General features: G+C 66.1%; 18 protein-coding genes and 1 rRNA gene. 3 read left to right on the top strand and 16 right to left on the bottom strand.

The annotated features are described in order from the left end of the window. Positions 1–204: 204 nt before the first annotated feature. A 16S ribosomal RNA gene (locus tag JQN66_RS00485) occupies positions 205–1,730 on the bottom strand. A 454-nt stretch (positions 1,731–2,184) separates the two neighbouring features. Here JQN66_RS00485 and JQN66_RS00480 point away from each other — a divergent pair. Further along, positions 2,185–3,141, top strand: a complete 957-nt coding sequence (locus JQN66_RS00480) for a nitronate monooxygenase (RefSeq protein ID WP_204676219.1) — start codon at positions 2,185–2,187, stop codon at positions 3,139–3,141. Here the strand turns inward: JQN66_RS00480 and panC are convergent. The 13 genes from panC to dacB form a co-directional block, all read right to left on the bottom strand. Then, positions 3,138–4,004 (bottom strand): pantoate--beta-alanine ligase, encoded by an 867-nt coding sequence (panC, locus tag JQN66_RS00475; RefSeq protein ID WP_204676218.1) that lies wholly within the window; start codon positions 4,002–4,004, stop codon positions 3,138–3,140. The genes JQN66_RS00480 and panC overlap by 4 nt on opposite strands. A 4-nt stretch (positions 4,005–4,008) precedes the next feature. Then, positions 4,009–4,875 carry a Rossmann-like and DUF2520 domain-containing protein gene (locus tag JQN66_RS00470; RefSeq protein WP_204676217.1) on the bottom strand — a complete coding sequence of 289 codons (867 nt, stop codon included), beginning with the start codon at positions 4,873–4,875 and terminating at the stop codon, positions 4,009–4,011. Positions 4,876–4,897: 22 nt separating this feature from the next. Next, positions 4,898–6,271, bottom strand: a complete 1,374-nt coding sequence (locus JQN66_RS00465) for a PH domain-containing protein (protein WP_204676216.1) — start codon at positions 6,269–6,271, stop codon at positions 4,898–4,900. Continuing rightward, a complete protein-coding gene (locus JQN66_RS00460; RefSeq protein WP_239464087.1) occupies positions 6,268–6,753 on the bottom strand; it encodes a PH domain-containing protein in 486 nt (161 codons plus the stop codon). Before JQN66_RS00460 ends, JQN66_RS00465 begins: the two co-directional genes overlap by 4 nt. After that, positions 6,734–7,207, bottom strand: a complete 474-nt coding sequence (locus JQN66_RS00455; protein WP_204676214.1) for a DUF3180 domain-containing protein — start codon at positions 7,205–7,207, stop codon at positions 6,734–6,736. Before JQN66_RS00455 ends, JQN66_RS00460 begins: the two co-directional genes overlap by 20 nt. After that, the gene (folK, locus tag JQN66_RS00450; RefSeq protein WP_204676213.1) at positions 7,204–8,037 is read right to left on the bottom strand and encodes a 2-amino-4-hydroxy-6-hydroxymethyldihydropteridine diphosphokinase; all 834 of its coding nucleotides are present in this window, start codon (positions 8,035–8,037) and stop codon (positions 7,204–7,206) included. Before folK ends, JQN66_RS00455 begins: the two co-directional genes overlap by 4 nt. Beyond that, positions 8,024–8,926, bottom strand: a complete 903-nt coding sequence (folP, locus tag JQN66_RS00445) for a dihydropteroate synthase (RefSeq protein WP_204676212.1) — start codon at positions 8,924–8,926, stop codon at positions 8,024–8,026. The genes folK and folP overlap by 14 nt, the downstream gene beginning before the upstream one ends. A gap of 6 nt (positions 8,927–8,932) precedes the next feature. Continuing rightward, on the bottom strand, positions 8,933–9,511 hold the full coding sequence (gene folE, locus JQN66_RS00440; protein WP_188950356.1) for a GTP cyclohydrolase I FolE: 579 nt from the start codon (positions 9,509–9,511) through the stop codon (positions 8,933–8,935). A 9-nt stretch (positions 9,512–9,520) separates the two neighbouring features. Then, on the bottom strand, positions 9,521–11,446 hold the full coding sequence (gene ftsH / locus JQN66_RS00435; protein ID WP_204676211.1) for an ATP-dependent zinc metalloprotease FtsH: 1,926 nt from the start codon (positions 11,444–11,446) through the stop codon (positions 9,521–9,523). A gap of 107 nt (positions 11,447–11,553) precedes the next feature. Beyond that, a complete protein-coding gene (gene hpt, locus JQN66_RS00430; RefSeq protein WP_188950358.1) occupies positions 11,554–12,105 on the bottom strand; it encodes a hypoxanthine phosphoribosyltransferase in 552 nt (183 codons plus the stop codon). Positions 12,106–12,169: 64 nt separating this feature from the next. Continuing rightward, positions 12,170–13,096: a tRNA lysidine(34) synthetase TilS gene (tilS, locus tag JQN66_RS00425; RefSeq protein WP_239464086.1), complete on the bottom strand. Its 927-nt coding sequence runs from the start codon at positions 13,094–13,096 to the stop codon at positions 12,170–12,172. Then, positions 13,093–14,016: a zinc-dependent metalloprotease gene (locus tag JQN66_RS00420; RefSeq protein ID WP_204676210.1), complete on the bottom strand. Its 924-nt coding sequence runs from the start codon at positions 14,014–14,016 to the stop codon at positions 13,093–13,095. The genes tilS and JQN66_RS00420 overlap by 4 nt, the downstream gene beginning before the upstream one ends. 12 nt (positions 14,017–14,028) lie before the next feature. After that, positions 14,029–15,393 (bottom strand): D-alanyl-D-alanine carboxypeptidase/D-alanyl-D-alanine endopeptidase, encoded by a 1,365-nt coding sequence (gene dacB / locus JQN66_RS00415; protein WP_204676209.1) that lies wholly within the window; start codon positions 15,391–15,393, stop codon positions 14,029–14,031. Positions 15,394–15,490: 97 nt separating this feature from the next. On the opposite strand from dacB, the gene JQN66_RS00410 reads away from it, so the two are divergent. Then, positions 15,491–15,970: an inorganic diphosphatase gene (locus JQN66_RS00410; protein ID WP_047119029.1), complete on the top strand. Its 480-nt coding sequence runs from the start codon at positions 15,491–15,493 to the stop codon at positions 15,968–15,970. Positions 15,971–16,034: 64 nt separating this feature from the next. Here JQN66_RS00410 and JQN66_RS00405 read toward each other — a convergent pair whose 3' ends face one another. Beyond that, a complete protein-coding gene (locus JQN66_RS00405; protein WP_239464085.1) occupies positions 16,035–17,147 on the bottom strand; it encodes a DNA recombination protein RmuC in 1,113 nt (370 codons plus the stop codon). A 180-nt stretch (positions 17,148–17,327) separates the two neighbouring features. Between JQN66_RS00405 and JQN66_RS00400 the strand changes: the two genes are divergently transcribed. Further along, complete coding sequence (locus tag JQN66_RS00400) at positions 17,328–17,948, top strand: pyroglutamyl-peptidase I (RefSeq protein ID WP_204676207.1); 621 nt, start codon at positions 17,328–17,330, stop codon at positions 17,946–17,948. A 1-nt stretch (position 17,949) separates the two neighbouring features. Here the strand turns inward: JQN66_RS00400 and yczR are convergent, their stop codons facing one another. Beyond that, complete coding sequence (gene yczR, locus JQN66_RS00395; protein ID WP_204676206.1) at positions 17,950–19,350, bottom strand: MocR-like transcription factor YczR; 1,401 nt, start codon at positions 19,348–19,350, stop codon at positions 17,950–17,952. Positions 19,351–19,377: the final 27 nt, after the last annotated feature.

The raw sequence follows: 19,377 nt of genomic DNA, 5'->3' as shown, positions 1-19,377 counted from the left end.
GAGCCGGCACTGCGTACTAAACCACACACACCACACAACACAAACCATGCCAACACCCGAACCCCCGAAAACACCACCACCATGGCAGCCCTTTCGAAAACCCGTTTCCCGATGTTGAGTTCATTGACATTCCACCCTTGAGCAACCCACCCGAACCACACTCGGGTCCAGACATGGGCACCAAAAAAATGGTTAGCTCCTTAGAAAGGAGGTGATCCAGCCGCACCTTCCGGTACGGCTACCTTGTTACGACTTAGTCCCAATCGCCAGTCCCACCTTCGACGACTCCCCCCACACAAGGTGGTTAGGCCATCGGCTTCGGGTGTTACCAACTTTCGTGACTTGACGGGCGGTGTGTACAAGGCCCGGGAACGTATTCACCGCAGCGTTGCTGATCTGCGATTACTAGCGACTCCGACTTCATGGGGTCGAGTTGCAGACCCCAATCCGAACTGAGACCGGCTTTTAGGGATTAGCTCCACCTCACAGTATCGCAACCCATTGTACCGGCCATTGTAGCATGCGTGAAGCCCAAGACATAAGGGGCATGATGATTTGACGTCATCCCCACCTTCCTCCGAGTTGACCCCGGCAGTCTCCCATGAGTCCCCGGCATAACCCGCTGGCAACATGGAACGAGGGTTGCGCTCGTTGCGGGACTTAACCCAACATCTCACGACACGAGCTGACGACAACCATGCACCACCTGTGAACCAGCCCCGAAGGGAAACCCCATCTCTGAGGCGGTCTGGAACATGTCAAGCCTTGGTAAGGTTCTTCGCGTTGCATCGAATTAATCCGCATGCTCCGCCGCTTGTGCGGGCCCCCGTCAATTCCTTTGAGTTTTAGCCTTGCGGCCGTACTCCCCAGGCGGGGCACTTAATGCGTTAGCTACGGCGCGGAAAACGTGGAATGTCCCCCACACCTAGTGCCCAACGTTTACGGCATGGACTACCAGGGTATCTAATCCTGTTCGCTCCCCATGCTTTCGCTCCTCAGCGTCAGTAAATGCCCAGAGACCTGCCTTCGCCATCGGTGTTCCTCCTGATATCTGCGCATTTCACCGCTACACCAGGAATTCCAGTCTCCCCTACATCACTCTAGTCTGCCCGTACCCACCGCAGATCCGAGGTTGAGCCTCGGACTTTCACGGCAGACGCGACAAACCGCCTACGAGCTCTTTACGCCCAATAAATCCGGATAACGCTTGCGCCCTACGTATTACCGCGGCTGCTGGCACGTAGTTAGCCGGCGCTTCTTCTGCAGGTACCGTCACTCTCGCTTCTTCCCTACTGAAAGAGGTTTACAACCCGAAGGCCGTCATCCCTCACGCGGCGTCGCTGCATCAGGCTTGCGCCCATTGTGCAATATTCCCCACTGCTGCCTCCCGTAGGAGTCTGGGCCGTGTCTCAGTCCCAGTGTGGCCGGTCACCCTCTCAGGCCGGCTACCCGTCGTCGCCTTGGTGAGCCATTACCTCACCAACAAGCTGATAGGCCGCGAGTCCATCCCCAACCGATAAATCTTTCCACCACAAGACATGCGTCCCATGGTCATATCCGGTATTAGACCCAGTTTCCCGGGCTTATCCCAGAGTCAGGGGCAGGTTACTCACGTGTTACTCACCCGTTCGCCACTAATCCACCCAGCAAGCTGGGCTTCATCGTTCGACTTGCATGTGTTAAGCACGCCGCCAGCGTTCATCCTGAGCCAGGATCAAACTCTCCATAAAAAACAAAAAGCCACCACAACCCCACCGGAAAAAGACGGGGCCACACGTGATGTATAAATCCTGGCGAATAAAAACACTTGGAACAACACACGGGGGTGCATCATCCCAAGCAAAATGTTTCGTATTCACCAAACAAAAAATAATTTGGTATCAACAAACTTGGCACACTATTGAGTTCTCAAACAACAAACACTCTCGACACCACACCCCGAACCCTGAGGTTCGAACTGCTTCGCTCCGGAGCAACTTTTCAAGCTTACCAGATTCCGTAATCCGATCAAAATCGGTCGAAATCTTCAAGTGAAAAGTGATTGGCTACCGCGTAAACAGCTCGTGTATTCCGTGCTGTTTCTCTTGCGGCAACAGATAAAAACTATACAGGGCCTTTCGGGATGATTCAAATCGTAGCGCCGCGTTCTAGGTCACATTCCCTGCGCTGTTCTAGTCTGGGCGTATGAGCGACCTGCAGAAACTACTTGGATACCGTGACCCAATCTTCAATGCCCCCATGGCAGGTGCCGCGGGCGGTGCCATGGCTGCCGCTGTCAGCGCGGCCGGTGCAGTCGGGATGATCGGCGTCTCTCCAACCCCTACTGCCGAGTGGATCAAAACGCAGGCATCCCTCGTATCGGAAATCGACACACCATGGGGTGCCGGCTTCATGGGCTGGGCGCTGGAGGCTGACCTGTCGCCGCTCGAATCGTTTCTCGAATACGGCCCCGCCCTGGTATCCATCAGCTTCGGCGACGTCACCCGCGCCGCGGCCCTGGCCCACGAAGCGGGTGTCCTGACTGCCATGCAGGTTGGCAACGCCGCAGATCTGGATCGTGCCATGCAGGATGACATCGACATCATCATCGCCCGAGGCGGCGAAGGCGGCGGCCACGGACGCAATGAATCCGGGACGCTGCCGCTGCTGCAGCTGGCCTGCGCGCAGAGGCAGAAGCCCGTAGTTGCAGCAGGAGGCATCGGAACCGCCGCTGGGACCGCCGCAGTGCTTGCCGCCGGCGCCGACGCGGCATGGATCGGAACCCGGTTCCTGTCTACCAAGGAATCCAGCGGACACGAGAACCTGAAAGCGGCGGTGCGCGCCTCGGGGCTGGATGACACCGTCTATACGCGGGCCTTCGACATCGCCCAGCAGCTGCCATGGGCTCCCGAATTCGGCGGCCGCGCCCTGGCCAATGACTTCAGCAGGCGTTACGCCGCCGACCTTGATTCCTTGGAAGCTACCGAGGACCTGCGCCAGCGCATGGTGCGCGCCCGCGCCGAGGCGGATGTGGCGCTGGCTCCGGTTTATGCGGGCCAGACCGTTGAATTCGTCCAGCGCGAGGAAACCTGCGCCGAGGTGCTCGCCGAGCTGGGCGGCTTCCGCAGGATTCTGGCGGAGGCCGCCCAGCGCTTCGCCTAGATCGGCTGGTTGTCGATCAACCGCACTCCGCCCACGGTGGCGGCGACCAGGATCAGGCCTTCCCCGGTGAAGGGGGTGTCCTGGCAATTGAATGCCAATTCCTGCAGGTTGCCCGGATCGACCACCACGAAGTAGTCGAGCTCCACCAGCGGCTCCATCTGGAACATGCCGATGGCATCGTCCAGGTTCAGCGGCTCGTTGCGCTCAGCACGGCCGGCGATCAAAGCAATCGCCCGGTGCAGCACCAGGGCGGCCTGGAGCTGTTCCTCGTTGAGCAGCGAATTGCGGCTGGACAGCGCCAAACCCTTCTCGCTGCGCACGATCGGCACCGAGCGGAGCTCGACTGCATAGTCCAGGTCGGCGACCATGCGGCGGATCAGCACTACCTGCTGGGCGTCCTTCTGCCCGAAGTAGGCGCGGTATTCACCCTGGCGCGGATCGGCCAGGTGCAGGAGCTTGGCCACCACGGCCAGCATTCCGTCGAAATGCCCCGGGCGGGAGGCGCCCTCGTACATTTCGCCCAGGGCGCCGGAGTTCAGGCGGATCAGCGGCAGCCCTGCATGGTAGATTTCCCGGGCTTCGGGCGCGAACACGATGTCGACACCGGCGCCGGCGGCCACCTGGACGTCGGCATCCAGGGTGCGCGGATACTTGGCATAGTCGGAGGTGTCGTTGAACTGCAGCTCGTTCACGAAGACCGAAATGACAACGAGTTCGTTTTCCTCGCGGGCGGCCTTGAACAGCGACGCGTGCCCGTCGTGCAGGGCTCCCATGGTCGGGACGAAGCCCAGCGACCCGGGGTTCGCCTCCGCAATGGCTGCCTTCAATTCGCTGCGGGTCTTGACGATTCTTGGGGTTTTCACCCTCTTATTCTAGAACTCGCAGCAGTTCCTCGAGCGTCGACTGGGATATCAGGCCCCGGGCGGCCGCCCGCAACGCGGTGGCCCGGGAGAGGCTGCGATAGCTGTCGTTCGTTTCTGCAGGGTCCGCTTCCAGCGCGGCGAGGTGCGCCTGCACCGTTCCTACATCCCCCCGGGACACTGGGCCGGTCAGCGCGCCGGCGCCCGAGCGCAACGCGTTGTCCAGGCTCGCATACATCAGGGCGCGCAGCGTATTCGACGGTTCGTCGACCCCGATGCGGCGCAGCATGTCCGCTGACTGCGCGGTGATGGTGTTCAGGTGGTTGGCCGCGTGGGCCAGCGCCGCGTGGTAGCTGACGCGGTCGTGCTCGGCGATGACCACCGGCTCCCCGCGCATCTCCACGACCAGCGCCTGGGCTACCGGCAGCATGATCTCGTCGGCCGTCACCGCGAAGACGCAGTCGGTCAGCCGCTGCAAGTCCATGCTCATGCCGGTGAAGGTCATGGCCGGGTGGATGGCCAGCCCGAAGGCTCCGGCATCCAGCGCCGGCTGCAGGATTCCCGTGCCGTAGCGTCCGGCGGTATGGGCAATCAGCTGCCCGGTGGTGAAGTGGCCTGCGGCGGCGAGCCCTGCCACCAGTTCTCCCAGCACGTCGTCCGGCACCGCGAACAGCACCAGTTCGCTGCGCCGCAGGATCTCTGCCGGGTCCAGGATCTCGACCCCGGGCAGCAGCGCGTCGGCGCGGTCCTTCGAATCCTGCGAGACCGCATGGATTCCGGTGATTCGGTGACCGCTGGCGGCCAGCGCCGCCCCGAGCACCGTGCCGACCTTGCCAGCGGAGATGATGCCGATTCCCAAGCGTGGTGCGTCCACGTCCTACCTTCCGCGACGAGTATTACCTGCCGGCGATGCGGCGGGATTGTTCCTCCAAGAACTTACCAGCGATTTGGGCATCAACCTGCTGTATGTAGCCGGTGACCGTGCCGCCGGCGCTGTAGATGCGCAGCCCGGCCAGCTGGCGGCGGCGCTCCAGCGGGCCCTGGCGCAGCATGATGCCCTGCACCCGGTTGTGTGCGGTGAAGGCGGTGATCCGGCCGAGCCAGCCGTAGCGCGAGATCACCGTGGTGTCCGTGGCCAGGAAACCCTGGTTCTTCCACGCGCCCGGGGACAGCGGTTTGGCCCGGTGCGGGGAGAGCGTGAATCCGTGCTCCTCGCCGCCGGAGTTGATCGCGGTGAACAGCACCTCCCGCTGGCGTTCCACCCCGAGGTCCGGGAGCAGGATGCCCATGACCCGGGCCACCGCGTCGAAGTCCCCGACCGGCAGCACCAGCAGGTTCTGGGCTTCCTCCTGCGACCCCACGCCCAGCGCGTTGACCTCGACCCGGTACCAGCCCAGTAGCCGCCACAGGGCCGGGGAACTGACCTGGATGGACTGGACGCGGCCGGCGGGGATGGACTGCTGGCGGGTGTCCGCCAGGCCGCGGCTCACGCGCAGCCCGGTATCGGTGGCGGCGGCGCTGAAATTCCAGGAGTTGTTCAGTTCCTTGTAGAACCAGCCGCCGAAGCCCAGCAGCGCCGGGATCAGGCCGGCCGCCATGCCGCCGACACCGCTCAGCGTCATGATGCCCAGAGCCAGCGCGCTGAGCACGCCGATGATGGTGGGCATACGCAGGAACAGCGAGGCGAGCAGCCGGCCGTGGGGCACCCTGGCCATCAGCACGTCGGGGTCAGGAGCCTGCGCCGCGGATGCTGCGGTGTCCGGGACCGAGTCCGCCTCCTGCCCGTCGAGCGGCGCCTGGCCGTTCCGGGCGGCCTGCGCCCGGCCCAGGATCAGCGCTCGCAGCCGCTGCGCGTCGGCCTTGCGCAGGAAGGACAGGCGCAGCATGGATTGGCTGCCGTCGGCCACGTCGAAGTGCAGCTCGGCCAGCCCCAGGAGCCGGGCCACCAGCGGCTGGGCCACCTCGATGCCCTGCACCCGGTCGATGCGCGCCTGCTTCTGGCTGCGGAAGACCATTCCGGAGTTCACGTACACGTGCGTGCCGGTGATCCTGTAGCGGGTGAAGTACCAGGACAAGGCGTAGAAGACGAGCACCACCAGCAGTGCGCCCGCACCGATCAGCACGGTCCAGCGCAGCCTTTCGCCGCTGAGCCGCTCGGCCAGCGTCAGGTCGTTGGTGTTCTGCCAATAGATGTAGGCCAGACCCACGATGGCCACCCAGCCGCGCACGAACGGGCTGGCCGGATGGACCCGCTGCCACTGCTCGGTCATAACATCTTCGCTTCGCCCGCGGCGCTCAGCCGTTCCCTCAGGTCCCGGCCGGTGTGCTCCGCAAGGCCGGGGATCACGGCGGTGGCGGAGCCGGAGGCGGTGTTCAAGGTGAGCTTGCACAGCCCGTATTTGCGTTCCAGCGGTCCGCTGGTGACTTCCACGTACTGCATCCGCCCGTAGGGGATCACCAGCTGCTTGCGCCACATCACCCCGGAGCGCACCACGAGGTCTTCTTCGCGTTCCAGGTAGCCCAGCGCCCGCACGCGGCGGCGCAGCAGGCGCAGCGCCGGCAGCGCGATGAGCAGCACCGCCAGCGGCGGCGCAATGACCAGCCACAGCGGGGTCTGCACGCCGAACAGCCGCAGGACCAGCGGCGCCAGCGCGACCAGCAGGTACAGCGCGGTGTTCAGCGCCCAGCCGATCAGCTTGACGGTGAAGTATTCGGGTGCGACCGGCCGGAAGTCATTCGGTGACCGTTCCATCGGCGATTCCATCGGCGGTGTCCTCCGGATCTTCGGGGGGAAGTTTGCAAAGGTGCTGCACAATATACCCGATGACCACCATGAACAGGCCCGCCCCGGCCAGCACGATCGCGCGGGTCAGGCTCGGCGAGGCGCCGGCGTTCACCCACAGGTTCACCAACGCCGGCAGGTGCCATCCGGTGATCAGCGCGCCGGCGTAGGCCGCGGCCTGGGCCAGCACCAGGGTGCGGGCCGCGGCGATCGCGTCGAAGTGCGCCTTGCCCAGGGTCGAGCGCTTGACCCGGATCCCCAGGAACAGCACCACCGCGCACACCGCCCCGAGCGAATACAGCGCCGTGTAGTCCAGCACCGGGGTTGAACGCCCGGCCGCGACGAACAGGCGCAGTGCGATCCAGCCCAGCACCGCGCCGAGCAGGGTGCACCACACCAGCGAGAGAACCTTCAGCCGGGTCATAGCCGGATGATGTCCTTGGTGTCAGCGGCCTGCGCCGCCAGCCGGGAAACCAGCTGGCCTCCGAGCACGGCGTCCGGGTCCATCCAGCTCCACGGCGCCAGCACGAAGCCGCGAAGGGCCGCGCGCGGATGCGGCAGCGTCAGCCTCGGGTCATCGAGCACCAGGTGGTCGTAGGTGATCAGGTCCAGGTCCAGCGTGCGCGCCTCCCAGCGCACCTCGCGGGTGCGGTGGTGCGCGGCCTCGATGCGCTGGCACAGGTCCAGCAGCTCATGCGGGGAGCGCTGCGTGCGCACCTCGATGACCTGGTTGGTGTAGTCCGGCTGGTCCGGCGGGCCGCCCACGGGCTTGGTGACCGCCAGCGGGGAGGTCTTCAGGATCTCCAGCTCTGCGCCGAGCTCCGCCACGGCGGCGGCCAGCGTGGCCTGCGGGTCGCCCAGGTTGGCGCCCAGCGCGATGACCGCGGTGTGCTGCAACTGGTGCCGGGTCAGCGAAATGCTCACGTCGCTGAACGGCACCGGGATCGGGGCCTGCGGCTTGTGCACCACCACCTCGACCGTGGCCACGGTCGGGTAGGCGGCCAGGATCGCGGCGGCGACCTCGCTGCCCAGCTTCTCGATCAAATCCCAGGGCCCGGCCTGGATCTGGGCGACGACCAGCTCGCTGACCTCGCCGTAGTGCACAGTGTCGGCCACGTTGTCGCTGGCCGCCGCGCGGGAGATGTCCACGTGCAGCACCACGTCGACGACGAACGTTTGCCCGTCGCGCTTCTCGAAATCGAAGACGCCGTGGTAGCCGGTCGCGGAAATCCCGGAAATGCTAATGCGATCCATGGGCCTTCACGACTTTCAGGGCGTCGCGAGATCCCTGCACGTCGTGCACGCGCACCGCCCAGGCGCCGTCGGCGGCCGCCAGCACGGTGGTGGCAAGGGTCGCCGCGTCGCGGCCCAGCGGTTCGCGGGCGGCGCCGCCCTCGGCGAGCACCTCGCCCAGGAAGCGCTTGCGGCTGGTGCCGACCAGCACGCGGTGGCCCAGGTCCTCGAAGGCCTTGAGGTTCTTGAGCAGGGCCCAGTTGTGCGCGGCGTCCTTGGCGAAGCCCAGTCCCGGATCCAGGATGATCTGCTCCGGCGCCACGCCGCGGGCCACGAAGTCGTCGCGCAGCGCACGCAGCTCGGCCAGCACCTCGGCGGCCGCGTCCTGGTAGTCGGCCTTGGTGACCATGTTCTGCGCGGTGCCGCGGCGGTGCATCAGCACGTAGGGCACGCCGGTTTGCGCGATCAGCTCCGGCATGCCGGCCTCGTAAGTCAGCCCGGAGACGTCGTTGATCAGGTGCGCGCCGGCGGCGATGGCCGCGCGGGCGGTGTCCACGTGCATGGTGTCCACGGAGACCACGGCTCCGGCCTTGACCAGCGCCTCGATGACGGGCAGGATGCGCTCCTGCTCGAGAACCGGGTCGACCGCAACCGCGCCGGGACGGGTGGATTCCCCGCCCACGTCGATGATGTCGGCGCCGGCGTAGAGCAGCTTCAGGCCCTGCGCGATGGCGGCCTCGCGCTGCAGGTAGACGCCTCCATCGGAGAAGGAGTCCTCGGTGACGTTCAGGATGCCCATCACCAGGGTGCGGTCGGTAGGCAGGTCGGCGAACGTTTTCTGCTTGATCTTGCGGATCACGGTCAGCGGGCTGGTGGCCGGACCGGTGCCGGGGATTGCTCCAAGAGACATAGGGTGTTACCTTCCGAGAATCAGGCTCATTGCTTCGGCGCGGGTGGCGGTCTCGCGCAGCTGGCCGCGGACCGCGCTGGTGACGGTCTTCGCGCCCGGCTTCTGGACGCCGCGCATCGACATGCACATGTGCTCGCATTCGACGACGACGATCGCGCCGGAGGGGTTCAGGTGCTCGACCAGGGCGTCCACGATCTGCGTGGTCAGCCGTTCCTGCACCTGCGGGCGGCGGGCGAAGACCTCCACCAGCCGGGCCAGCTTGGACAGGCCGGTGACCTTGCCGCCCTTGCCCGGGATGTACCCGATATGGGCGCGGCCGTAGAACGGCACCAGGTGGTGCTCGCAGGTCGAGTAGAACGCGATGTCCTTCACCAGCACCATCTCGTCGTGCTCGATGTCGAAGGTGGTGGACAGGTGTTCCTCGGGGCCCTGGTGCAGCCCGGCGAAGAATTCCGCGTAGGCCTTGGCCACCCGCTTGGGGGTGTCCTGCAGGCCGTCGCGGTCCGGGTCCTCGCCAATGGCCAGCAGGATTTCGCGCACGGCTGCCGCGATGCGCGGCTGGTCGATCAGATTTTCTTCAGTCACGCTTCGATCCTAGTCGGTCGACTGCGCGGCGCGCTCCTTGGGGCTTAACACCGGGCCTTCGGGGTGCACGGGTCGCTCGTCGTTGGACAGCCACACCACGCGCTTGTCGATCTTCACCAGGTCCGTGAAGATCTCCGCGATCTCCTTCTGGTTCAGCGTCTCGCGTTCCAGCAGGGCCAGGGCCAGCCGGTCCAGCACATGGCGGTTGGTGGTCAGCGCCCAGTAGGCGTCGTTGTGCGCGCCCTCGATGAGCTGGCGCACCTCTTCGTCGACCAGGTGGGCCATCTCGTCCGAGTACTCGCGCGCCCCGGTGCCCATCTGCTGCTCCGCGGCGGAGCTGGCCAGGCGCACGGCGCCGACCTTCTCGCTCATGCCGTATTCGGTGACCATCTTGCGCGCGGTGGCGGTGGCCTTCTCGATGTCGTTCGAGGCTCCGGTGGACGGATCGTGGAACACGATCTCCTCGGCGACGCGGCCGCCCATGGCGTAGGCCATCTGGTCCAGCAGCTCGTTGCGGGTCACCGAGTACTTGTCCGACTCCGGCACGACCATGGTGTAGCCCAGGGCGCGGCCACGCGGCAGGATGGTGATCTTGGTGACCGGTGCGGTCTGGTTCATCGCCGCGGCGACCAGGGCGTGGCCGCCCTCGTGGTAGGCGGTGACCTTGCGCTCGTGCTCGTCCATCAGGCGGGTGCGTTTCTGCGGGCCGGCCATGACGCGGTCGATGGCCTCGTCCAGCGCGCGGTCGTCGATCAGGTTCGCGTTCGAGCGCGCGGTGAGCAGCGCGGCTTCGTTCAGCACGTTGGCCAGGTCGGCGCCGGTGTAGCCCGGGGTCTTCTTGGCCACCGCGTTCAGGTCCACCGTCGCGTCCATCGGCTTGCCCTTCACGTGCACCTTCAGGATGTCTTCGCGGCCCTTCAAATCCGGCGCCTCCACCGGGATCTGGCGGTCGAATCGGCCCGGGCGCAGCAGCGCCGGGTCCAGCACGTCCGGACGGTTGGTCGCGGCGATCAGGATGACGTTGGTGGTGGCGTCGAAGCCGTCCATCTCAACCAGCAGCTGGTTCAGGGTCTGTTCGCGCTCGTCGTTGCCGCCGCCGATGCCGGCGCCGCGGTGGCGGCCCACCGCGTCGATCTCGTCGACGAAGATGATGGCCGGAGAGTTGTTCTTGGCCTGTTCGAACAGGTCGCGCACACGCGAGGCGCCCACGCCGACAAACATCTCCACGAAGTCAGAACCGGAGATCGAGTAGAACGGCACCTGGGCCTCGCCGGCCACGGCCTTGGCGAGCAGGGTCTTGCCGGTGCCCGGAGGACCGTAGAGCAGCACGCCCTTGGGGATCTTAGCGCCCACGGCCTGGAACTTCGCAGGTTCCTGCAGGAACTCCTTGATTTCGTGGAGTTCCTCCACGGCCTCGTCGGCGCCGGCGACGTCCTTGAAGGTCACCTGCGGCATGTCCTTGGTGATCAGCTTCGCCTTGGACTTGCCGAACTGCATGACCTTGGAGCCGCCGCCCTGCGAGCGGGCGAGGATGAACCAGAAGATGCCGGCGATCAGCAAGAACGGCACGATCACGCCGAGCATCGACAGCAGCCAATTGCTCTCCACCGGCTGGTCGGTGAACTTGTCCAGCTTCGCGCCGTTGATCGCGTCGACCACCTGCACGGCGCGGGCCGAGGAGTAGAAGAAGCTGACGTTGGTGCCCTTTTCAACACCGTCGACGGTCAGCGCATTGCGCAGCGTCAGATCCACGCGCTGGTCTCCGTCGAAGATCTTCGCCTGGGTCACATTGCCGCTGGACAGCTCATGCAGTCCCTGCGAAGTGTCGATCTTCGCCGTGTTGTTGCCGAACACCATCGGCAGGAACAGGACGACTGCAACGACGCCCACGAGAACCCAGATGATCCAGCTGTTAAATAGCTTCTTTGTTTTCATTGATCCGCCGGGTCCCGCGCCCTACGCATCTCCCTCACCCGCTGTCATGGCGTCCGGGGCACGCCACCTTCGATTCTTCTCAACGCCCGGCCGGCGCGAAAAGTTCCCTACTCGTAGATGTGCGGGGCAAGGGTGCCCACGCAGTCAAGGTTGCGGTACTTCTCCGCGTAGTCCAGACCGTACCCGACGACGAATTCGTTGGGAATATCCATGCCGACGTACTTCACGTCGATCTCGACCTTGGCGGCTGCGGGCTTGCGCAGCAGCGTGCAGATCTCGACGCTGGCCGGGCCGCGCGACTCCAGGTTCGCCTTGAGCCAGGACAGGGTCAGGCCGGAATCGATGATGTCCTCGACGATGAGCACGTGCTTGCCCATGAGGTCCGAGTCCAGATCCTTCAGGATGCGCACCACGCCGGAGGACTGGGTTCCGGATCCATAGGAGGAAACGGCCATCCAGTCCATGCTCACATGGGATTCAAGAGCACGAACCAGGTCGGCCATGATCATGACCGCGCCCTTCAGCACCCCGACGACGAGGATGTCGCGACCCTGGTAGTCCTTGTCGATCTGTGCTGCCAGTTCTTCGACTCGGGTCTGGATTTCTTCCTTGGTGTACAGAACATGTGTCAGATCGGCCTTGACGGCATTGGAATCCACGAGGGTTCTCCTGATTCTAGAGGTGTGGTACCTACCTAGAGTGCCACATTTCACCGGTGGTTGCTTAGAGCGAGTCGGTGAAAACAATCACCGGGCTTCGGCGGTAGGCACTGATTTTCCCGTCCAACTGCACGGGCCCGGCTGATTTGGACTTTTCCGTACCGACCCCGGCCAGAGCGCACAGGGCCGCTGTTCGCTCCCGGCCAACGTTTTTGGCGCCCGCTTCCGCGGCGGCCAGACGCAGCACGCGGGACGCCACGGCCGGCGGCAGGGCTGCCAGCGCCTTGAGGTCTGTTCCGTGCTCGGCCCAGGCCCGGCCGGCCCACAGGTCCAGTGCGTCGGCATCCGCCGCGGCCAGCTGTGCGGTGCGCGCCAACGCCTGCGGGATGTGCCCGCCAAGATGTTCCCGCAGGTAGGGCATGATTTCGCCGCGCACCAGGTTGCGGCGGTAGGTGGTATCCGTATTGCTGGGGTCTTCCCAGTACTCCAGCCCGGCGCCGGCGCAGATCTGCTCGGTATCTTCCCGGGCCAGGTCCAGCAGCGGGCGCGCGTAGGCCCCGCGCACCGCAGGCATGCCGGCCAGCGACCGGATTCCCGAACCGCGCAGCAGACCCAGCAGCACCTGTTCGGCTTGGTCGTCGCGGGTATGGCCGAGCAGGATGCGCTGCGCTCCGGTGGACTCCAGCGCGCGTTCGAAGGCTTCGTAGCGGGCGGTGCGCGCCGAAGCCTCATCGGGACGGGTGCGCACACGCCGCACCAGCACCGGGTCCAGTCCGAGCTCACGGCACTGCTGCGCAGCCCGGTCCGCTGCCTGGGCACTGCCGGGTTGCAGCCCGTGGTCCACGACCACCGCGCCGAAGGCCCCCGGCAGCTGGCTGGCCGCGACCGCCAGGGCCAGCGAGTCTGCCCCTCCGGAGACCGCAACCAGGCTCAGTCCCGCTGGCGCCATCGCGGCGACCGCGGTGCGCGCCCGGTCGATGGGACGGCTCATCGGGTGCGGGCCAGCCAGCGTTCGGGATGGTCCAGCTCGTCGGCGCTGGGGAACAGCTCGCGTTCGCTGAAGATCGTGTTGAAGCCTTCGTAACCGATCTCGTCGACCAGGTGGCCCACGAACTTCGCCCCGCGCTTGTACTGCAGCGCCTTGGCTTCCATGCCCAGCAGCTTGCCGACCAGCGTGGCCAGCGCCGAACGGTTCTCCCCGCGCGCCTCGAAGCGGCGGCGGATGGTCTTGATGGTGCCGATGGACTTCACGTCGTTCATCACCACCATGGCGTGTCCCTCCAGCACCGACATGATGCTGGTCAGCTCGCTGACCTCCGACTTCATGGCCTTGAGCCTGGATCCCAGGTCGTTGATCGAATGCGTGGTGCCGCGCAGCGGCTCGAACACCTCGGCAAGGGTCTGCTTCATGACCCCCGGAATCCACGGCGCATGCTCGAACTGCAACCGGTGGGTCTGCTCATGGGTGGCGATCCACAGGTAGAAGTCCTTCGCGTTCAGGTTCAGTTCGCCGCGCAGCTGGGTGATGGTCGGGGCGTTGAGCAGCAGCCGGGGGCCGACGAAGGGGTCGAACTGCCCCAGCACGCGGGTGCCGAGCACCGCGAGCACCGCGCCGAGCTCCGCCCCTGCCACCAGCGGCACCGCGCCCGGGGCATCGATTCCTTCCGGGAGCATCGCCGCGAAGTTCTGGCTGACCGCCTGCGCCCAGCCTGCGCGGTCCACCACGAGCGTCTGGGCAGGCGCGGTGGAGCTCAACTTGGAGATCTTCTCCGCCTCGACCAGGCCCTGGCCTCCGGCGATGCGCAGCTCCTCGACAATCCGCGCCGCTTGCCGCCCGTCGATAGCGGGGCCGGCCGGCATCAGGGTCCTGGCGGTTCCGACGGCGACGTCCCAGTCAATGAATTGCTTCATGCGTGCTCCTGACTATGCCCGGCAGCCGCAGCCGCGGATGGCGGTGACTGCCTGGTCGATGATTGGCTTGTGCGGTGCGAGCGTGCCGTCCGGCTGGTTGGCGAAAATGGAGAAGGCCAGCAGCCTGCCGTCCTCGGTCAGCGTCATGCCGGTCAGCGTGGCCACCCCGGTCAGCGAACCGGTTTTGGCGCGGACCATCCCCAGGGTCGCATCTGCGCCGAGACGCTGCATCAGCGTGCCGTTGTATCCGGCCACGGGCAGCGAATAGATCAGCTCGCGCATCCCCGCCTTGCCGCTGGTGGCTGCAGAGCGCAGCACCGCGGTCAGCGCCGCCGGCGAGATCTGGTTGACGGCGGCCAGCCCGCTGGCATCGGACAGCGCCGCCCCCTGGGCACCGTGTTCCCCCGCCGCCTTGGCCACCGCGGGCCCCGCCTGTTCCGGGGGAAGACCTTCGGCCAGGGCTACGAGTCGGCCCAGGGTTTCGGCGATGTAGTTGTCCGAGACCAGCAGCATGTGCTTGACCACGTCGCGCAGCGGGGCCGAGCGAACCTCGGCGATCTGCTCGCCGCCTTCGTAGGCTCCGCGTCCGCCCTGCGCCACCTTGATCGAGGAACCCAGCGCGGCGCCGAATACTTGGCGCGCCTGTTGCGCCGAATCCGACTGGTACGGGGAGGCGAGGTTCTCGCCCGCGCGGCCCGCGTAGTGCGCCAGCGGGTAGACCGGCGCGATGTTGTTCGAGGTGAACAGGGACTTGTCCCAGTCCGGGTTGGACTGCGCAGCGCCGAACAGCGAGTCGTCGAGCCACAGCTTCACGGAGTCCACACCGCGCTTTTCCAGCTCGGCGGCGGTCTTTTCGGCCAGCGTCCCGAGCCCCGCGTAGCCCTTGGTGGACGTCGGATCCGAGGCGCCGTCGCCCAGCAGCACGTCTCCCCCGCCGCGCAGCACCAGGGTCTCCCCGTCCAGCCAAACGCTGGTGCCCAGCTGGGTGTCGGCGCCCAGCACATCCACGGCCGCCAAGGCGGTGACCACCTTCAGGCTGGAGGCAGGGGTGCCGTTGGCAGTTGAATTCTTGTCATAAAGCACGGTGCCGGTCGCGACATCCACCACCTGGGCGGTGAACTTCGTTCCATCACCCTGGTCCGCCAAGATCGCGTCCAGCTGGGCGGTGAACACGGCCGTGTCCGGCATGGCAGCATCGGGGTTCAGGTCCCGCACGGTGACTGGGGCATTTTCCGCAATCTGCGCACTGGCAGGGGTGTAAAAAGCTTCGGGCTCACCGGTGAAAAAACGAGGTGCGAACAGCATGGCCAGCACCATGCCCACCACGGCAACCACGGCCGCGCCCAGTGTGATCACACGACGGGCGGCGGTGTTCATGCGGTGACATTCCTTTCGCGGGTTTATCAAGGCAGCGCCCGGGGGCGATACGCTTAAGGGCGGATAACCCTAAGACTAGTTTAGGAGTGTGCTTTTCATGAGCCACGACGTGACCATCGAGATCCCTACCGGATCGCGCGTCAAGTACGAGATCGACCACGAGACCCACCGTCTGCGTTTGGACCGCGTACTGTTCACCTCAATGCAGTACCCAACCCACTACGGCTACTTCGACGACACCCTGGGCGAAGACGGCGATCCGCTGGACGCCATGGTGTACATCCCGGGCGTCGACCTGATCCCAGGCGTCGTGGTTGAGGCCCGCCCGATCGGCGTGTTCAACATGACCGACGACGGCGGCGGAGATGCCAAGCTGCTGTGCGTTCCTTCGGACAAGCGCTTTGACCACATCAAGGAGCTCGAGGACATCGACGAGTGGCTGATCAAGGAGATCGAGCACTTCTTCACCCGCTACAAGGACCTGGAGCCAGGCAAGTGGGTCAAGGCTGAGGGCTGGGAGGGCCGCGAGGCCGCCGAAGCCGAGCTGGCTCGCTCCATCGAGCGCTTCAAGGCCTAATCTTCGGCCATGTGAACCACCGGGTCGCCCGGGAACACCCGGACCACCGCAAAGGCGGCGGCCGCTAGGCCTCGGGCAGCAGGCTTTGCAGCACGTCCTCGGAGCTCGCGGTGACCTGGTTGCTTTCCACATCCCGCAGGGTCCGCTCCACGGCGCGGGTTCGGGTTCCGGCGGCCTGCACTGTGTTCTGCGCGGCCGAGAGCTGCTTGCCCAGCTTGTCCCAGACATCCCCGTACTTGCGGAACTCGTCCTTTGCGGCGGCCAGCACCTGCCACACCTCGCTGCTGCGCTTTTCGATGGCCAGCGTCCTGAAACCCATCTGCAGCGAGTTGAGCAGGCTCATCAGCGTGGTCGGCCCGGTGACCAGCACGCGGTGCTCGGTCTGCAGCTTGCTGGCCAGCCCCGGGCGGCGCACTACCTCCGCGAACAGGCCTTCGGTGGGAAGGTACATGATGGCGAAGTCTGTGCTGTGCGGCGGGGCGATGTACTTGCCGGAGATCAGCTTGGCCTGCTCGATGATGGCCTTGTCCAACGCCCGGCTAGCCTGTTCAACGGCCGCCTTGTCGCCCGATTCCTGGGCGTCGAGCAGCCGTTCGTAGTCCTCCTGCGGCAGTTTGGAATCGATGGGCAGGTAGATGGTGCCGGCTTCGCGTCCGGGCAGGATGACCGCGAATTCGACGGCCTCCCGGCTTCCGGGCACGATCGTGACGTTCTGCTCGTACTGGTCCCGGGTGAGGATGTCCTCCAGCTGGCGCTCCAGCTGGACCTCGCCCCAGGTGCCGCGGCTTTTCACGTTGGTCAGCACACGCTTGAGCCCGCCGACGTCCTGGGCGAGCGACTGCATTTCTCCCAGCCCCTGCTGGACCATTTCCAGCCGCTTGCTCACCAGCTCGAAGCTCTCCCCTAGGCGTTTCTCCAGCGTGCCCTGCAGCTTCTCATCCACGGTCTCTCGCATCTGCTCCAGCTTGGCCTCATTGCCGGCACGCAGCTTGTCCATCTGCTCCTGCATCAGCGTCTGCAGCTGCAGGTGGCGCCGGGCGTTGCCGTCGGCCATCGAGCCGAGCTTTGCATCGATTTCCGTGCGCACCTCCCCAAGGGTTTGGCGCAGTTCGCCGCGCTGGGCACTCAGGTCCTGGCGCAACTCGCCGTGGGTGGATCGCACGGCCTCCCGAATCACCTGGTCATCCACGCCGCCGGTACGCCGAATCAACAGCAGCGCAATACATACCGTGGCAAGTATATTTAGTATGACTAGGATAAAAACGGCAATAATCATGAAATTGGACCTTCCCTGAACCGGCTGGAGAGCAACTCAATCTCTACCAGCCACCACCGACAGTTCGGCATAATGGGTGCCATGCACATTCTGGTGACCGGCTTCGAACCCTTCGGAACCGATGATTTCAACGCCAGCGGCGCGGTGGTTTCGGCGCTTCCGGCCAATGTCGCCGGGCGCCGGCTGTCCACTGCGATCCTGCCGGTTTCCTTCGATCGTTCGGGCGAAACGCTCTGCGCGCTGCTCGTAGAGCACCGGCCCGATGCGCTGATTTGCCTGGGCGAGGCCGGCGGACGCGCCGCGATCACCCCGGAGGCATTGGCCGTCAACGAAGACCATGCGCGGATCCCGGACAACGACGGGGCCCAGCCCCGCGCCGAAGCGATCATCTCGGACGGCCCGTTGTCGCTGCCATCGGGCCTCGATGCCCAGCGCATCACCGCGTTGCTGGCCGCAGCCGGGTTCGCCGCGCAGGTTTCCGAGGACGCCGGAAGCTTTGTCTGCAACCACGTCGCCTACCTGGCCTATGGGCAGCCGGTTCCGGCGTTGTTCATCCATGTCCCGGCGTTGCGCCCGGACGGACGGGAGCCTGGAGTGGGGCGGGAAACCGATCCGCGGCTCGCATCCCCCGCCACGCATGATGCGAACGGGGACCTTCGGCAACTGTGCGCTGCCGTCGAACTCGTGGTGGCAAACCTATGAGCTAGACAACCACTTGCGCCCAGGCCGCGGCGATGGCCGGCAGCGCCGCTTCCAGCTGGGCGCGGTCCTGCGCGAAAGGCAGGCGCAGGTAGTGCTCCAGCCCGTGCCCCTCGACCGCGAAGGTGGATCCGGGTGCCAGCAGCACCGCCTTGAGCCGTCGGGCTAGGGCCGTGGAACGCGGCTGCGGCAGGTGGCACCACAGGCTCAGCCCGCCGGCCGGCAGGTTCGGTTTCCAGTCCGGCAGGATGCGGGCCAGTTCCCCGATCATCCAGTCGCGGTTATCGCGCAGCGCGGTGCGGGTGGCCTCGGACAGCGTCTGCCCCGAAGAGAGCAGGCTGGCCAGCACCAGCTGCTCGAGCACCGGAGCGCCCAAATCCATGCTCATCCGGGCGCGGGCCAGCGCGGCGGCCAGGTGGCGCGGGGCGCGCAGCCAGCCCAGGCGCAGCCCTCCCCAGTGCGATTTGCTGGCGCTGCCCACGGTGACCAGGTTCGGGGAGAAGGCGGCCATCGGCAGCACCTGCGGGCGCGCGTCCAGCCACAGCTCGGCACAGGTTTCATCGATGATGCCCACGGTGCCGGCCCGGTCCAGTTCGGCAGCCCAGCGTTCGCGTCCCGCGTCGTCCAGCAACGTGCCCACCGGGTTGTGGAAATCCGGCAGGCAGAGCATGGCCGCGGGCCGCACCTCGCCCAGCGCGGCGGCGATCTGGTCCAGGTCCGAGCCCTGCGGCCCGATGGGCACCGCGGCGGTCCGCGCCCCGTGGGCCTTCAACGCCAGCAGCGAGTTCGGATAGGTCGGGGTTTCGGCCAGCACGATCTGGCCGCGCCCGAGCACCGCGCGTCCGGCGGCGGCCACGGAGGACAGCGCCCCGGAGGTCACGATGATCTGCTCCGGCCCGGTGGGCAGCCCGCGCCCGGTGTAGTAGTCCGCCAGCGCCACGCGCAGCGGCTCGATGCCCAGGGGGTAGTAGCCCATGCCCGCCGCGTAGCGCGGAAGCTCGTGCAGCGCGGCCTCGAACTGCCCTAGCATTCCGGCGGGCGCGTTGGGCGCCGCGCAGGTCAGGTCGACCGCCTGATTTCCGGGCAGCGGACCGAAACCGCCCAGCGGCAGCGGTTCGGCGCCGCCCGCCACCGGCCCGCCGGGAAGCTGGGCCACGGTGCCCGAGCCGCGGCGGGAGCTGGCGTAGCCGCAGTCGCGCAGCTCGGCATAGGCGCGGGAGACCGTGGTGCGGCTCAGCCCCAGGGCAAGCACGGCGTCGCGTTCACTGGGCAGCGCGGTCCCGTGCAGGATCCTGCCGTTGGCGATGAGCGAGCGTAGCGCGAGGAAAAGCCAGCGGTAGGCGGGCATGGACGAGTCCGGCTCCCCCAGCATTCGGGCCAGCGTCGGGGCTGTGATGCGTCCCATGGATCCACCAGTTCAAAATTGGCTATT

The organism is Glutamicibacter protophormiae (assembly GCF_016894325.1).
GTDB lineage: Bacteria > Actinomycetota > Actinomycetes > Actinomycetales > Micrococcaceae > Glutamicibacter > Glutamicibacter protophormiae.
The sequence above is the reverse complement of the archived record's forward strand: the minus strand, read 5'-3'. Positions and strand labels throughout refer to the sequence as shown.